The sequence below is a fragment of the Longimicrobium sp. genome, assembly GCF_036388275.1.
Lineage (GTDB): Bacteria > Gemmatimonadota > Gemmatimonadetes > Longimicrobiales > Longimicrobiaceae > Longimicrobium.
This window is the reverse complement of the sequence record NZ_DASVSF010000107.1, coordinates 112,072-125,766: the sequence shown is the minus strand read 5'-3', so window position 1 is coordinate 125,766 and position 13,695 is coordinate 112,072. Positions and strand designations below refer to the sequence as shown.

At 70.9% G+C, this 13,695-nt stretch carries 13 protein-coding genes; 4 read left to right on the top strand and 9 right to left on the bottom strand.

Annotation, left to right across the window (positions count from 1 at the left end):
• Positions 1-768: 768 nt before the first annotated feature.
• Together VF632_RS23990 and VF632_RS23985 are read right to left on the bottom strand one after the other, a co-directional pair.
• Positions 769-3,159: an endonuclease MutS2 gene (locus tag VF632_RS23990; protein WP_331025472.1), complete on the bottom strand. Its 2,391-nt coding sequence runs from the start codon at positions 3,157-3,159 to the stop codon at positions 769-771.
• Between the two features lie 86 nt (positions 3,160-3,245).
• Positions 3,246-4,430 (bottom strand): PAS domain-containing sensor histidine kinase, encoded by a 1,185-nt coding sequence (locus VF632_RS23985; RefSeq protein ID WP_331025471.1) that lies wholly within the window; start codon positions 4,428-4,430, stop codon positions 3,246-3,248.
• A 162-nt stretch (positions 4,431-4,592) separates the two neighbouring features.
• Here VF632_RS23985 and VF632_RS23980 point away from each other — a divergent pair, with 162 nt between their 5' ends.
• Positions 4,593-5,276: a metal-dependent transcriptional regulator gene (locus tag VF632_RS23980; RefSeq protein ID WP_331025470.1), complete on the top strand. Its 684-nt coding sequence runs from the start codon at positions 4,593-4,595 to the stop codon at positions 5,274-5,276.
• A 59-nt stretch (positions 5,277-5,335) separates the two neighbouring features.
• Positions 5,336-5,644, top strand: coding sequence for a hypothetical protein (locus tag VF632_RS23975; RefSeq protein ID WP_331025469.1), 309 nt, complete (start codon positions 5,336-5,338; stop codon positions 5,642-5,644).
• 163 nt (positions 5,645-5,807) lie between these two features.
• Here the strand turns inward: VF632_RS23975 and VF632_RS23970 are convergent, their stop codons facing one another.
• From VF632_RS23970 to VF632_RS23950, 5 genes are all read right to left on the bottom strand, one after another.
• Positions 5,808-6,056, bottom strand: coding sequence for a hypothetical protein (locus VF632_RS23970; RefSeq protein ID WP_331025468.1), 249 nt, complete (start codon positions 6,054-6,056; stop codon positions 5,808-5,810).
• Positions 6,029-6,643 (bottom strand): hypothetical protein, encoded by a 615-nt coding sequence (locus VF632_RS23965; protein WP_331025467.1) that lies wholly within the window; start codon positions 6,641-6,643, stop codon positions 6,029-6,031. The genes VF632_RS23970 and VF632_RS23965 overlap by 28 nt, the downstream gene beginning before the upstream one ends.
• Positions 6,644-6,870: 227 nt before the next feature.
• Complete coding sequence (locus VF632_RS23960; RefSeq protein WP_331025466.1) at positions 6,871-7,311, bottom strand: GatB/YqeY domain-containing protein; 441 nt, start codon at positions 7,309-7,311, stop codon at positions 6,871-6,873.
• Between the two features lie 109 nt (positions 7,312-7,420).
• The gene (locus tag VF632_RS23955; RefSeq protein WP_331025465.1) at positions 7,421-8,128 is read right to left on the bottom strand and encodes a hypothetical protein; all 708 of its coding nucleotides are present in this window, start codon (positions 8,126-8,128) and stop codon (positions 7,421-7,423) included.
• Positions 8,128-8,997: a hypothetical protein gene (locus VF632_RS23950; protein ID WP_331025464.1), complete on the bottom strand. Its 870-nt coding sequence runs from the start codon at positions 8,995-8,997 to the stop codon at positions 8,128-8,130. The genes VF632_RS23955 and VF632_RS23950 overlap by 1 nt, the downstream gene beginning before the upstream one ends.
• Positions 8,998-9,229: 232 nt before the next feature.
• Between VF632_RS23950 and VF632_RS23945 the strand changes: the two genes are divergently transcribed.
• Both VF632_RS23945 and VF632_RS23940 read left to right on the top strand, forming a co-directional pair.
• The gene (locus VF632_RS23945) at positions 9,230-10,186 is read left to right on the top strand and encodes an ABC transporter ATP-binding protein (RefSeq protein WP_331025463.1); all 957 of its coding nucleotides are present in this window, start codon (positions 9,230-9,232) and stop codon (positions 10,184-10,186) included.
• A complete protein-coding gene (locus VF632_RS23940; protein ID WP_331025462.1) occupies positions 10,179-11,450 on the top strand; it encodes an ABC transporter permease in 1,272 nt (423 codons plus the stop codon). The genes VF632_RS23945 and VF632_RS23940 overlap by 8 nt, the downstream gene beginning before the upstream one ends.
• Positions 11,451-11,562: 112 nt before the next feature.
• On the opposite strand, the gene VF632_RS23935 is transcribed toward VF632_RS23940, so the two are convergent.
• The gene (locus VF632_RS23935) at positions 11,563-13,017 is read right to left on the bottom strand and encodes a serine/threonine protein kinase (protein ID WP_331025461.1); all 1,455 of its coding nucleotides are present in this window, start codon (positions 13,015-13,017) and stop codon (positions 11,563-11,565) included.
• A gap of 252 nt (positions 13,018-13,269) precedes the next feature.
• On the bottom strand, positions 13,270-13,683 hold the full coding sequence (locus VF632_RS23930) for an SMI1/KNR4 family protein (protein WP_331025460.1): 414 nt from the start codon (positions 13,681-13,683) through the stop codon (positions 13,270-13,272).
• Positions 13,684-13,695 lie beyond the last annotated feature (12 nt).

Here is a 13,695-nt window from a genome sequence, read left to right as displayed (position 1 = left end):
CGTGAGTGCGCGAGTGCGTGAGTGCGTAGGTGCGAAAGTGCGCGACGAACACCGCGGCGTGTCATCCTGAGCCCCAGGCGAGCGACACTTGCCCGTACACCATTCCGCGCGGGGCGAAGGATCTAGCCGAGGACACCTCTGGGCAGGGGCGCGGCAGCGGGCACCACCGCCTTGGGTGCCCCTCCCCCGGCCCCTCCCCGTACCAACTACGTGCGGAGAGGGGAGAACTTCGGTCGTGGGTCGACCAGGCCTGGCGCATGCCTTGGGAGCCCCCCTCTCCCGGCCTCTCCCCCGCAAACTGCGCGGGAGAGAGGAGCACTTCGATCACGGTTCGACCAGGCCCGGCGCATTCCTTGGGAGCCCCCTCCCCCCGGCCCCCGTCCGCCGCTGCGCAGGGGAGGGGGAGACCTGAACCGCGCTTTGGCTGGGCTCGCGCGGGCCCCTCCCCCGGCCCCTCTCCCGGCGCAGTTTGCCGGGGGAGGGGAGAATTCGACCGCGATCCCGCTCGCCTGGCGCGCTCGACCCTGAGTGCACCCTCTCCCGCTTGCGGGAGAGGGTGGCACGCGTGTCAGCGCGGCCGGGTGAGGGCCCCACGGCAGCCGAGGTCCAGGCCTCCGTGACCGCTGCCGCGACCAGGCTTGTACGGTGCCGCCGCTAGATCCTTCGGCCCGCGCAGTTCTGCGGACGGGCGAGTACAGTGCGCCTGGGCCTCAGGATGACAGGTGCGCACGGGCGGAGGGCCAGCCATCACCCTGCTGCCCAGTCCGCCTATGCGAACTCCACCACCGTCACGCCCGTCCCGCCCTCGAACAGCTCGCCCGGCCGGGCGACCGAGATCCTGCGATCTGCCTTCAGCAGCTCGCGGACGTGCGCGCGCAGGACGCCCGTACCCTTGCCGTGGATGATGCGGAACGTGGGCAGCCCCGCCAGCAGGGCGTTGTCCAGCGCGCGCCCCAGCACCGTCTCCACCTCGTCGGGCCGCATCCCGCGCAGGTCCACCTCCGGGCGCGCATCGGCCGCGGCGATGTTGATGTATCCGCCGGACGGCCGCCCCTTCGGCTGCGCCGCGCCCTGGTCGCCCGCGGGAAGCGGCGTCAGGTCCTCCCGCGGCAGCAGCAGGCGCATCACCCCCGCCTCCACCATCGCCTTGCCGTCGCGCACGTCCACGATCACCCCCGTCCGCCCCAGCGACTCGATCCGCACGCGAACCCCGGGCTCCAGCTCGATCTCGGTGGATTCGGGCTTGGCCCCGGCCTTGCCGGCGCGCCGCTCGGCAGGCGTCTTTTCGCGCTGCCGGAGCGCCGCTTCCTCCACCTTCCGGCGCGCGGCGCGGGCTGCCTCGTCCAGCTTTTCGGCGTCGCCCGCCGCGCGCACGTCGCGGATGGCGGCCTCCACCTCGGCGCGCGCCTGCAGCAACAGGTCGCGCGCCTGCTGGCGGGCCCGGCGCTCCGCGTCGCGCTCGCGCTGCTTCAGGTCGCGCTCGCGCGCCTCCATCTGCTCGCGGAGGGCCGCCGTCTCGGCCAGGCTGCGCTCCAGCGCGGCGGTCTGATCGGCGAAGCGCTGCTCCTTGGCCTCCAGGTCCAGCAGCAGCCGCGCGACGTCGCGTTCGCCCCGCGGAAGCGTGGCCTCGGCATCTTCCAGCAGGCGCGGCTCCAGCCCCAGCCGCCGTGCGATGGCCAGCCCGTACGAACGCCCCGGGATGCCCTTCAGCAGCCGGTAGGTGGGCTGCAGCCGCTCGGCGTCGAACTGCAGCGAAGCGTTGATGATCCCCCGCTCCTCGGCCGCCAGCAGCTTCAGCTGGCCCAGGTGCGTGGTGGCGACGGTGAAGCACGAGCGGCGCGTCAGCTCCACCAGCACCGCGCGCGCCAGCGCGGCGCCCTCCTGCGGGTCGGTGCCGCTGCCGATTTCGTCCGTCAGCACCAGCGACTCCCACCCCGCGCCCTCGAGCACCTCACGCAGGTTCTTCAGGTGCGCCGAAAAGGTGGAAAGCGACGCCTCGATGCTCTGCTCGTCGCCGATGTCGGCGTACACGTCGCGGAACACGGGAACCCGCGTTCCCTTGGCCACGGGCGGAACGACGCCGCTCTGCGCCAGCAGCGAAACCAGGCCGATGGCCTTCAGCAGCACCGTCTTGCCGCCGGTGTTGGGGCCGGAGATCAACAGCGTGCGCTCACCGCGGTCCATCCGCAGGTCGAAGGGCACCACGTCGTCGCCCCGCGCCAGGAGGATGGGGTGGTAGCCCCGCACCACCTCGTACTCCTCCGTCCCCGGCTCCAGCAGCGCCGGCGCGCGCCCGTCCACCCGCAGCGCGTAGCGGGCCCGCGCGTAGAGCGAATCCAGCGACACCAGCGCGTCCAGCGAGGCCAGCAGCGCGGGCTGCAGCGGCCGCAGCCGGGCCGTCAGCTCGCGGAGGATGCGCGTGACCTCGCGCGCCTCCTGTCCCTCCAGCTCGCGCAGGCGGTTCATCATCTCCACGGCTACCGGCGGCTCCACGAACAGCGTGGCCCCCGTCGCCGACTCGTCGTGGACGATGCCGCCCACCTCGCCCCGGCCCTCGCGGCGCACCGGGATCACGTAGCGCCCCTCGCGCACCGTCACCGACGAGTCCTGCACCTGCAGGTGCGGCGGCAGCGACGCCATGTACGAGGCCAGCCGCTCCACCAGCCGGCCGCGGGCGCTCTTCAGCTCGCGCCGCAGGCGGTACAGCGCGGGCGACGCCTCGTCGCGCACCAGCCCCGCGTCGTCCAGCGTCCGCGCGATCTCGGCCTCGTCCTTTTCGGCCTCGGCCAGCGCGCCCGCGATCAGCGACAGGTACGGCAGCGAGCCCTGCTGCTGCAGCACCGCGCGCCGCGTGGTGCGCGACGAGGCCAGCAGCACGCCCACGTCGCGCAGGTGGGGCCCGTCCAGCATCGATCCCTCCACGCGCATGCGGCGGAGCGGCTCGACCACGTCGGGAATGGCGGGCACCGACCACCCCGAGTCGCCGCGCAGGAACGCGCGCATCTCCTCCACCCGCGCCAGCTCCGGGGCGATCCACCCCAGGTCGGCGCTGGGCGAAAGCGCGCGCACCGCGTCGGCGCCGAGGCCGGACGAGGCGAAGCGGGCCACGAGGTCCAGCGCCTCGCGGTATTCCAGGACGTTCAGGGCGTGCGGATTCATTCGGCTGCGGGTCGTACGGCTCGGGCGCGCGGAACCGTCAAAGATAACGCGCCGGAGCCGTTGGCCGTAGCCCCCGCGGGACGAGCCTACCGAAGAATAGCCGAAGATGGCGAAGCGGAAAAGCCGGTCGATGCGGCCATCGGCGGGACGGCGGCGGGAAGCTCCAGGCGAAAGGTGCTTCCCCGCCCCGCGGTGGAGGCCACCCGCAGCGAGCCGCCCTGCATCTCTGCCAGCCGTCGGGCGAGGGGCAGCCCCAGCCCCGTGCCCACGCCGGGATCGCCCAGCTGCACGAAGTCGTCGAAGATGCGCTCCAGGTCGGCGGGGGGAATGCCGTCACCCTGGTCCGTCACCTCGACGAAGACGCCACCCTCGCAGCGTCCCCCGCGCACCATCACCGGGTGGCCGTGGCCGAACTTGACGGCGTTGGAAAGCAGGTTCAGCAGGATCTGCCTTACCCGGCGCGCATCGCCGGTCACCGGCAGGGGCCGCTCGTCGAACGACACCGACAGCTCGCACCCGTGCTCCAGGGCCAGCGGCCGGACGACGGAGATGGCGCCCTCCACCACCTCGGCGGCCTCGACGTCCTCCACACGCGTTTCCAGCTTGCCTGCCTCGAGCTTGGCCAGGTCCAGCAGGTCGTTGATCAGGTCCAGAAGGTGGCGGGCGGCGTGCTGCGAGCGGTCCACCGCCTCGCGCTGGCCGTCGCTCAGGGGATCGTAGACGCCGGACAGGAGAAGGTCGTTGTACAGCATCACCGCGCTGACCGGCGTGCGCAGCTCGTGGCTGATCATGGCGTAGAAGCGGTCGCGCGCGGTGATGGCCTGCTCGCGCTCGCGCTCGGCGTGCACGCGGCGGGTGATGTCGATGCCCACGCCCAGCACCGCGGGGCGGCCATCCAGCTCCGTACGCCTGCCATGCACCTCCAGGTACAGGAGCGAGCCGTCGTGGCGCCGGCCGCGGAAGCGGTAGTGCATGGCCTCGACCTCGCCGCCCAGGCGGCGCCGGATGTTCTCGGCCACCAGCTCGCGGTCTTCCTCGGCCACCAGGTCCAGGAACGGGCGCGGGGTGTCCAGCCAGCCGGGGGGAAAGCCGAAGATGGCCGAGAGCCGCGGGTTTCCGTAGCGGAGAAGTCCGTCCTGGATCACGTACAGGCCCACGAGCGACTGCTCCACCATCACGCGGAACAGGTCGTCGGCGCCGGCCAGGCCGGCGGCGGGGTCGGGCGGGGCGCCGGAAAGGGGGTCGTGCGGGAGGTCCGGAGGGGCGGGCATGCGGGCGCGGCGGAGGGGGGCGGCGCGGGAGGGGCATGCCAATGTTGCTGTCCGCGCCAGCGCGGCGCAAGGGATTGGCGCGGCGGGGCTGTGCGCCCGGAGATGCACGACGCGGCGGTCGACGTTCTTGACACCGGCGCGCGCCGCCCTAACCTACGGGACATGCACAGCGAACCCACCTACACGCCGGTCGTCGAGGACTACCTCAAGGCCGTGTGGATGCTCCAGCAGACGGAGTCGCCCGTCGCCACCTCGCGCATCGCCGAGCGGCTGGGGCTGACCCCGGCCGCGGTGACGGCCATGATCAAGCGCCTGGCCGAGCACCAGCTGCTTCGCCACGAGCCGTACTACGGGGTGCGGCTGACGGCCGCCGGCGAGATGGCGGCGCTCCGGATCATCCGCCGCCACCGCGTGCTGGAGCTGTTCCTGGTGGAAAAGCTGGGATACGAGTGGGACCGCGTGCACGACGAGGCCGAGCGGCTGGAGCACGCGGCCAGCGACGAACTGATCGAGCGCCTGGCGCGCCTGCTGGGCGAGCCCGAGCGCGACCCCCACGGGGCGGCCATCCCCAGCGCCACCGGCGAGGTGGACCTGAACCCCTACGCCGCGCTGGGCGACCTGGCCCCGGGCGACACGCGCCGCGTGCTGGAGGTGCAGGTGCAGGAGCCCGAGCAGCTGCGCTACCTGGGCTCGCTGAACCTGAAGCCCGGCGCGCAGGTGCAGGTGGTGGAAAAGTCGCCGTTCGAGGGGCCCGTGTCGCTTTCCGTGAACGGCGAGCGGGCGGTGATCTCGCACTCGCTGGCCCAGCGCATCCGCGTGCGCCCGGCCGAGGAACAGCCCAACTAGGCCGCTTGCCTGGCCGGGCTTTTGCTCAACGGCGCCGCGAACCCTTACCCGTGACGGCGATGAGACTGCTGAGAATTCTGCTGGGCCTGGCGGCGGTGGGCGTGGTGGTGGCCGCGTTCCGCGACTCGCGTACGCAGCGCTGGCTGCGCCCCGCCACCTCCGGCGGTGACGACGACGATCGCCTGCCGACGTCGCTGGAAATGGAGGAGCCGGTGCTGGGCTACGACGGGATGGACCGCGACACGCTGGTCGACTGGCTGAGCGAGGCCGACCTGGACCGCGCCACCCTGCTGCGCATCCATGCCTACGAGTCGGCCAACATGGCGCGCGGCTCCGTCCTCGACACCGTCGACGACCTCCTGGGCTGAGGCGCTCGTCCCCCTACAACAGAACGTTTCACGCAGAGGACGCAGGGGTTGAAAGAGAGGACGCAGAGGAACGACTTTCGTTTCCCTGCGTCCTCTCTGTTTTCTCTGCGTCCTCTGCGTGAAACTGCTGTCTTCAGGCCAGCGCCTCGGACGGCCTCTCTCGTTAACTTGCTGCCCGGCGCCGCACCTTGGGTTCCGGCAGCGAAATGACTTCAAGTTCCTCAGCGGGCACTTCGAAATCCTTGGGCAGATCGGTTTCCTGCGTAGCGCGGATCCTTACGATTTGCCGCCCGCCGATGCCCAGGTAGCCGCGGTCCTCGATCACCTCGGCTTCCGTCGTCGTCGTCGGCCAGTGCACGAGCACGCGGGTGCCCACCGGCAGCGTCAGCGGCTTCGTCTTCTTCCTTCCCATTCTTCCTCCTGCCATGGGGGCTTACCGGTCAGGTCCGTCAAATGTGCGTGCACCGCCCGGTCGAAGTCCACTGCCAAGCGATTGCAAGCAGCTCTCCAGGCTCGCACCTGGGCCAGACGCACCCGGTTTCGACCGTGGAGTTCACTGCGCGTGAAATCCTGGTGTGCAATTGCATTGCGCCACAGGTTCAACTCCGAAAGCGTGCGCTGCCGTTCCTTGTTCCGGGCGTCCAGCGCCGCGACTGCATCCCAGAACGGCATGCCGAGCCGGCCGTAGTCAGACCCGATGTTACCCGGATTGGGGTTGCCAGCGTCGAGCTTTCTCCCCTCGAGAAACCGGCTCCGCATGATGAAGCCGAACGTCGCTGCAACTGCGCATCCGATCAGGTGCTCGACGCACTCGGTGTGCAGGTCGCGGCAGAAGCGCTGGAACTGCGACGCGAGCAGGACGGCGTAGGCCTGGTTGATCTGCTGCGTCGCCGTGCGCCGCCCCCGGCCCGCGCCGCCCACCGCGCGGTGAGCGGATTCGATCTCGTCCAGCGCTCGCCGGCTGTCGGCGTGCCATACCTGCAGTGCGCGGGACGGCATGGCCGTGCCAGACGAGGGGGTGAATGGATGCGAGGGCGCGAACGAAGCTTACAAGTGGACAGAGTGACGCGCAAGAGCTGCGTGTCACCTCCTCCGCTGCCCCCACTTCCCAAGAGAAACGCTTCACGCAGAGGACGCGGAGGGTGAAAGAGAGGACGCAGAGGAACGACGTCGTTTCTCTGCGTCCTCTCCGTTTTCTCTGCGTCCTCTGCGTGGAACTGCTGTCTTCAGGCCAGCGCCTCGCGGGCCAAGCGGTTGAGCTCCTTGCCTTCGAACCGCCCCTTCACCCGCGGGCTGACGGCCTTCATGATGCCGCCCAGATCCGTGGCGCCGGCGTCCATCGCCTCGCGGATCATCGCGCGCACCTCGTCGTCGCCCAGCGCGGGGGGCAGGTACGCCTGCAGCTGCGCGGCTTCCTGATCTTCCTTTTCCGCCAGCTCGGCGCGGCTGCCGGCGCGGAACTGCTCGGCGGCTTCGCGGCGGCGCTTGATGGCGGTGGTCAGCAGGCCGCGCACGTCGTCGTCCGCCGCCTCCCGGCCCAGGTCGATCTCCTTGTTGCGAATCTCGGAGAGGAAGGTGGACAGCACCGTGGTGCGCAGCTTGTCGCGGTCGCGGCGCGCCTGGTTGAGGTCGGTACGGAGCTGTTCCTTGAGCGGCGTCTCCGGCATGGTCTCCCCGGCGGGTTCCTGGTCGGTCCTGCATCGCGAGCGGTTGAATGTACCCGGCCGCCCGCCCGGGCTCAACGGCGGATTCGCCGCGGCCCGGGGGAAACGTGCTTCAGGGGGCGATTCGCACCCGCCACAGGAGGCTTGCCTCGGCATCCACGTGGACGGTCCCATTGCCGGAGGCCTGCAACAACCTGCTGGAGCGCAGCGCCACCACCATCGACGAAGCCGTGTCCGCGGGAATCAGCGCAGCGGGGATCACGACGCTGCGCGGAAGCGGAGACGTGGCACTCATGGTAAAGTGCCCGTGTCCACGCTGCACGTACACGGCCCATTGCTCGACACTCGGTTGGACGGCACCGGACGTCAGCGCCCCCGGTTCCACGGGCAGAACGAGATCCTGGCCCGCGCGCACCGTCAGCGTATCCGGGCCACGGCGCGCCGCGCTCAGAAACTGGAACTCCTGCAGCACCAGGGGCTCGCCGGCCAGACTGGGGAGCGTCACCCGTACGGGCTGCGCCAGGGTTCCCGGCGAAAACAGCAGCGTGTCGGCATAGCCCCACCGGTCGCCGGGGTAGATGACCGGCGCGATGGCCCAGCCACCGATGCGCAGCGACTCGTCGGTAAACGACACCCCCCTGGCGTTGTAAACGGCGCCGCCCACCGACAGCGTGTCGCGAGCGGTCCCCGGGCCCGGGTTCATGCTCTGCAGGAGCACGACCACGTCCGGCTTCTGGGCGTCCGGCCCGGACACCCGCTCGAAGTCCATGCACCCGGACGCCAGCACCAGGGCCAGCGCCGCCGCCCACCGGCGCGGCATCAGTTGCCCGTCAGGTAACGGGCTTCCAGCTCCCACGGATGGGTCGGCACGGGCGATCCCAGCAGCGCGGCGGTTCCCACCACGCCCAGGCTGCCGAGGTCCACGTCTACCCAGCGGCTCACCCGGCGCACGGCCGGCACACGGCTCGACAGGGCCTCCTGCACCGGCCGTCCGAGGGCCAGGAACACCTGGTCGATCTGCGCCACGTGAACCCGTTCGTGCGTAAACGTGCCGCGGGACCGGACCGGGTCGGCCCCGTCGCTCGTGTCCAGCACCACCGTGCCGGGATACGTCACCCCTCCCACGTCGTGCCCCGCCACGCGCAGCCGGTGCTCCGGGGCACGGAACACCATCACCCCCGCGGAGAGGCTGTTGGCCGCGTCCCATTGCAGTTCCGGGCGGCTGGCGGCGTACGCCGTGGCCGCCACCGCGAGTGCATCTACCCGGGCCTGCAGGCGGGGTCCCTCACCCGAGGTGCGCAGGTAGAAGCGGACCGGGCCCAGCGGAAGGGCCACCTGCTCGAACGACGGGCGTCCCGCCCCGGCGTTCCAGACCACCGACGAGCCGACGGACGCCACCTGGCGGCCCACGAGCCCCGCCCCGCTCCACTGGGCCGCGGCGATGCGCTTTCCCGCGTACACGCCCACGCCGCCCGCGGCTCCGCGGGTGAACCCGTCGCGGAACGAGCCGCCACGCGCCGTCTGTACCAGCCCCGCCGACACCCCGCCGAACAGGGCATTGGCCGAGAGCACGGCAAACTGTCCCGTCCACCGGGGATACTCAGGGCCGGGTTGGGCGCCCGCGAGCGCCGGGACGAGGAGAGCGGGCAGCACGCGCCGGAGCGCCTGGTGCACGGCTTGGATGCTCATCGGGATACGTGTAACGGGGAGACCGCTGGGACCGGGAAACGTATGGTGACCACTCCGGCGGGGCAACGCGGTGTGCACCGGACGTCTTGTCGGGCCGGCGGCGGGCGGTTACCGTTCCACTACCGCCGGTTACGTCCCGTCGTGAAACTTCCGTACGCCCACCGCGTAGAGTGGCGCGCGCGACCACGCCGTTCCTCCCCGGACGGCTCGATCCTCCCTTTCTCCGGCCCGAATGTCACACGCACTCCTCCTGGACGGCGTTTCCAAGAGCTACGCCGGCCATGCCGCGGTCAAGAGCCTGAGCCTGGCGGTGCCCCAGGGCACCATCTACGGCATCCTGGGCCCCAACGGGGCCGGCAAGTCCACCACGCTGCGGATGGTGATGAACATCATCATCCGAGATACCGGCCGCATCTCGCTCCTGGGCGCCGATCCCCAGGTGGACCGCAGCGTGCTGCGCCGCGTGGGCTACCTCCCCGAAGAGCGCGGCCTGTACCGCAAGATGACGGTGATCGACGTCATCACCTTTTTCGCCGAGCTCAAGGGCGTTCCGGCGGCCCAGGCGCGGTCCGAGGGTGCGCGGTGGCTGGAGCGGTTGGGGCTGGGCGACTGGCGCAACGCCAAGGTCGAGACGCTGTCGAAGGGGATGCAGCAGAAGGTGCAGTTCGTCACCACCGTGGTGCATGCGCCCGACCTGCTGATCCTGGACGAGCCGCACTCCGGGCTGGACCCGGTGAACCAGGAGGTGCTGCGCGACACCATTCTGCAGGCGCGCGACGAGGGGCGCACGGTGATCTTCAGCACGCACAACATGGAGCAGGCCGAGCAGATGTGCGAGCACGTCTGCATCATCGCCGGGGGCGAAAAGGTGCTGGACGGCAACCTTCGCGACGTGCGCCGCGCCCATCGCGGAAACCGCTACGCCGTGGCGTTCGACGAGCCGTCGGAAACGGCCGACCGCTTCATGTCCACCTGGCCGGGATTCGAGAACGTGGAGCGCGCGCGCGACGGCTGGGTGGCCCAGCTGCGCCCGTCTACCAATCCCCGCGAGCTGGTGGCGGCCGCCAACGGACTCGACGTGCCGCTGTCGCGCTTCGAGCACGTACAGCCGTCACTGCACGAAATCTTCGTCAGCAAGGTGGGCGACGCCGCCCGTCCGCGCCGCAGCCCCGAGGTGGCCCATGCGTAACGTGATGATCATCATCCGCCGCGAGTTCAAGGAGCGCGTGCGGACCCGGTCGTTCCTGCTGGGAACCGTGCTGTTCCCCGTGTTCATGGTGGCGATGGTCTTTCTTCCCGCGCTGATCAAGAGCGGCGGAGGCGAGCGCACGCTGGTGCTGGTGGACCAGTCGCCCGCGGGGATCGGCGAGCGCGTTGCCGCCGCCCTGCAGGCGCCCAAGCCCGGCAAGGAGGCCATCCGCTACACCGTGGAGCGCGTTCCCGGCCCCATCGACGCGCAGCGCGCCTCGCTGAACGGCCGCGTGGAGAAGAAGGAGATCGACGGCTACGTGGTGATCGGGGCGGACGTGCTGAAGACGAGCCAGGTGGCCTACCGCGCCCGCGACGTCACCAAGCTGCAGGTGGTGCAGGACATCGAGGGCGCCGTGACCGCGGCGGTGCAGCAGGTGCGGCTGGCCGGCAGCGGAATGACCCCGGCGCAGGTGGCCGAGCTGGTGCGCGACGTGGACGTGCAGGCCGCCCGCATCACCGGCGACGGGCAGGAGCGCGGCAACCTGATGGCCACGCTGATCGCCAGCTACGTGATCCTGTTCCTGTTCGTGCAGCTGATCACGCTGTACGGCCAGAACGCCATGCGCAGCGTGCTGGAGGAAAAGAACAACCGCATCGTAGAGGTGATCGTCAGCTCGGTAAAGCCCATGCACCTGATGGCGGGCAAGGTGCTGGGGCTGGCCTCGGTGGTGCTCTTTCAGATCGGCATCTGGGCGGCGTTCGGGGCGCTGCTGGCGTCGCAGGCGGGATTCCTGGAGCGCAAGTTCGGCATCAGCGCGGCCGCGTTCTCGGCGGTGAAGATGGAGCCCTCGGTGATCGCCATCCTGCTGGTGTTCTTCACCTTCGGGTTCATCCTGTACGCGGCGATGTACGCGGCGGCCGGCGCGTCCGTCACCAGCGAGCAGGAGGCGCAGCAGCTCACCTTTCCGCTGATGCTGCCGCTGTTCATCCCCATGGTGTTCATCGTTCCCGTGATGACGGACCCGCTGGGCACCACCGCGCGCACGCTGTCGCTGATTCCCTTCACGTCGCCCGTGGTGATGCCCATGCGCGCCGTGGCGACGGACGTCCCCGCGTGGGAGATCGCCGCGGCCATCGCGCTGCTGGTGGCGGGAATGCTGGGGGTGGTGTGGATCGCGGGAAAGATCTACCGCGTCGGCATCCTGAGCACGGGCAAGAAGCCCTCGATGGGCGAGCTGATCCGCTGGCTGCGCATGGCCTGATGCCCGTCCACGGCGGGTGAGCGGCGAGGGCGCGCTTCCGGTGGCGGAAGCGCGCCCTCATTCGTTCGCACCGGCCGGAGCTGGAACCCTCGCACCAGGACGCGCCGCCCTGCTACTGCGCCAGCTGCCACTGGACGGGCAGCTCGGCCCACACCTTTACCGGGCGTCCGTTCACCCGGGCGGGATCAAACCGCAGTTTCTGGATGGAGAGGATGGTGGGCTCCACGAAGGCGGGGTGGCTCGCCTCCGTGATCGTCATGCTCGATGCGTCCACGGCCCCGCTCTCCATGATCCGGAAGCGCACCAGCACCACGCCCGTGACCCCCGCGTCGCGCAGCCCGGGCGGATAGCTTCGCTCCAGCTCGCGTAGGAGGGCTACCATGTTGCGTACCCTGGGCGGCTCGACCACTTCGGACAGCTCGTACGTGTGCGAGGCGTCGGCGGTATCGGCTTTACCGCCCGGTGCGGCGAGGTCGCGTGCGTCCGCCGGGCGGTCCGCAGATGCGGCGGAGAGGGGCGGGTCCACGGAGTCTACCCGCTCGTCTACGGCGGCAGCCGGGGGCGGGGCAGGATCGGGGGTTCGAGGGGCGGATGAGCGGCTCGCGGTCCAGAGCCACAGGGCGCACCCGGCGGCGAGCAGCAGTATGGCCCACGCGCCGGCGGGGACCGCCCTTCCGCGGTGGGCGGGGGGGCTCTGCACCTGCTCCGCGCGCGCGGCGGCGGGTTCGTCCGAGGCCTCCGCCGCGCGTACGGCATCCACTGCGTCCCCGAACTCGTCACCGTCGCCAAACCGCTGCCCGGGATCGGGCAGCAGCGCGCGGCGGAACAGCGCGGCGACGGGCGCTGGCCATCCGGTGGGGAGCGCCGCGGGAACGTCGGCCTGCTCGCCGGCCATGCGCTTCACCTCGTCCGGCGCGTACGGCGCCTGGCGGGTGAGCGCGAACACGCCCGTCATCGCCAGGCTGAAGACGTCCGTGGCGGGCGTGGGCTCCTCGCCCCGCCACTGCTCGGGCGCCGCGAACTCCATCACCCCCGCATGGCGGGAAAACCGGGGCGCGGTGCGCCACTCCGGCCTCATAGGCGGGCCCACGCCCAGGTCCATCACCCGTACGGCCTCACTTCCCGCGGCGCCCTCCAGCAGAAACACCGCGGAGGGCCGCACCCAGCCGTGCACCAACCCCGCGCGGTGCGCCGCGCCCACGGCCCGCGCGGCCGCGGCGAGCACCGCCAATCCATCGGCCAGGGGCAGCTCGCGCAGTTGCACGCACCGGCCCAGGTCTTCGCCCTTCATGGGCGGCAGCACCAGGGCATCTACGCCGGCGGCAGCGTCGTGGACCACGTCCAGCACCGCCGGCAGGTTCGGGTGCCGCACCCCGGCGGCGGCGCGTGCGGCGGAAAGCAGCCGCTCGCGCTCATCCCCCTCGGCCTGGGGCAGCAGCTTGAGGGTCACTTCGCCGCCGCCGCTCCGGTCCAGTGCGCGGTACGCGGACCCGCCGGCCCCGCGGCCCGCCTGTCCCATCACTTCGTATCGCCCGGCGAGCAGGGTTCCCGTGAAGATTTTGTCCATGGGTGCGGCGCAGGTTCAGAGTGGGCGAGTCGGCCTCAGGCGCGGCCCTGCCGGGGTTCGTTGCTCAGGCGTGGCTGTACGCGTGGAGCGGGTCGCCGGGATTTGCCGTCGCGGCGCCGCTCGCGGAGGTGCACCTCGGTGAGGTAGCGGATTCCCGGATCGCAGGTGCTGCAGCTCGGCCGGCACGGCGTCCGCCGTCCATCCAACATGCAACATCTACGTTGCATGTTCGCCCGTTGTCGCTGCTGGGCGCTACTCGTCCTCCTCAACGCCGACCCTTTCGAGAAACGCGTCGAAGTCCGGCGCGAGGGGTCGGATGCTCTCTTCGAGGTCGATGTTCGTCATATCGAAGAAGACCACCGGCCAGGGTTCACCCCGGCGGACGTCGAGCGCGATCGCCTCTCCGCCTCCGTTGCCGCCGATCACCAGGAGCCCCGGAAAGAAGTCCTTGTAGGAGCCTTCGTGCTCGATCTCGATTACCTCTTCGGCGGAATACAGGCAGAGGTTGAACGGCTGCACGGGCAAGGGGCCTTCTCCCCCGTTGCTGAACGCCAGCAGATTTAGGTACGCGGGCGGCAGCCGGACAGGCGAGGCGCCCTGGAGACGGGCCAGCACAGTTGGCGACGCTCCAGGGGCCGGGTGCCATTCACGGTCAAGCGGGATCATGTCTCTGCCCTC

Coding starts and splice junctions, on each gene's coding strand:
- VF632_RS23990 (WP_331025472.1), bottom strand. CDS start 3,159: ATGAATCCGCACGCCCTGAACGTCCTGGAATACCGCGAGGCGCTGGAC.
- VF632_RS23985 (WP_331025471.1), bottom strand. CDS start 4,430: ATGCCCGCCCCTCCGGACCTCCCGCACGACCCCCTTTCCGGCGCCCCG.
- VF632_RS23980 (WP_331025470.1), top strand. CDS start 4,593: ATGCACAGCGAACCCACCTACACGCCGGTCGTCGAGGACTACCTCAAG.
- VF632_RS23975 (WP_331025469.1), top strand. CDS start 5,336: ATGAGACTGCTGAGAATTCTGCTGGGCCTGGCGGCGGTGGGCGTGGTG.
- VF632_RS23970 (WP_331025468.1), bottom strand. CDS start 6,056: ATGGGAAGGAAGAAGACGAAGCCGCTGACGCTGCCGGTGGGCACCCGC.
- VF632_RS23965 (WP_331025467.1), bottom strand. CDS start 6,643: ATGCCGTCCCGCGCACTGCAGGTATGGCACGCCGACAGCCGGCGAGCG.
- VF632_RS23960 (WP_331025466.1), bottom strand. CDS start 7,311: ATGCCGGAGACGCCGCTCAAGGAACAGCTCCGTACCGACCTCAACCAG.
- VF632_RS23955 (WP_331025465.1), bottom strand. CDS start 8,128: ATGCCGCGCCGGTGGGCGGCGGCGCTGGCCCTGGTGCTGGCGTCCGGG.
- VF632_RS23950 (WP_331025464.1), bottom strand. CDS start 8,997: ATGAGCATCCAAGCCGTGCACCAGGCGCTCCGGCGCGTGCTGCCCGCT.
- VF632_RS23945 (WP_331025463.1), top strand. CDS start 9,230: ATGTCACACGCACTCCTCCTGGACGGCGTTTCCAAGAGCTACGCCGGC.
- VF632_RS23940 (WP_331025462.1), top strand. CDS start 10,179: ATGCGTAACGTGATGATCATCATCCGCCGCGAGTTCAAGGAGCGCGTG.
- VF632_RS23935 (WP_331025461.1), bottom strand. CDS start 13,017: ATGGACAAAATCTTCACGGGAACCCTGCTCGCCGGGCGATACGAAGTG.
- VF632_RS23930 (WP_331025460.1), bottom strand. CDS start 13,683: ATGATCCCGCTTGACCGTGAATGGCACCCGGCCCCTGGAGCGTCGCCA.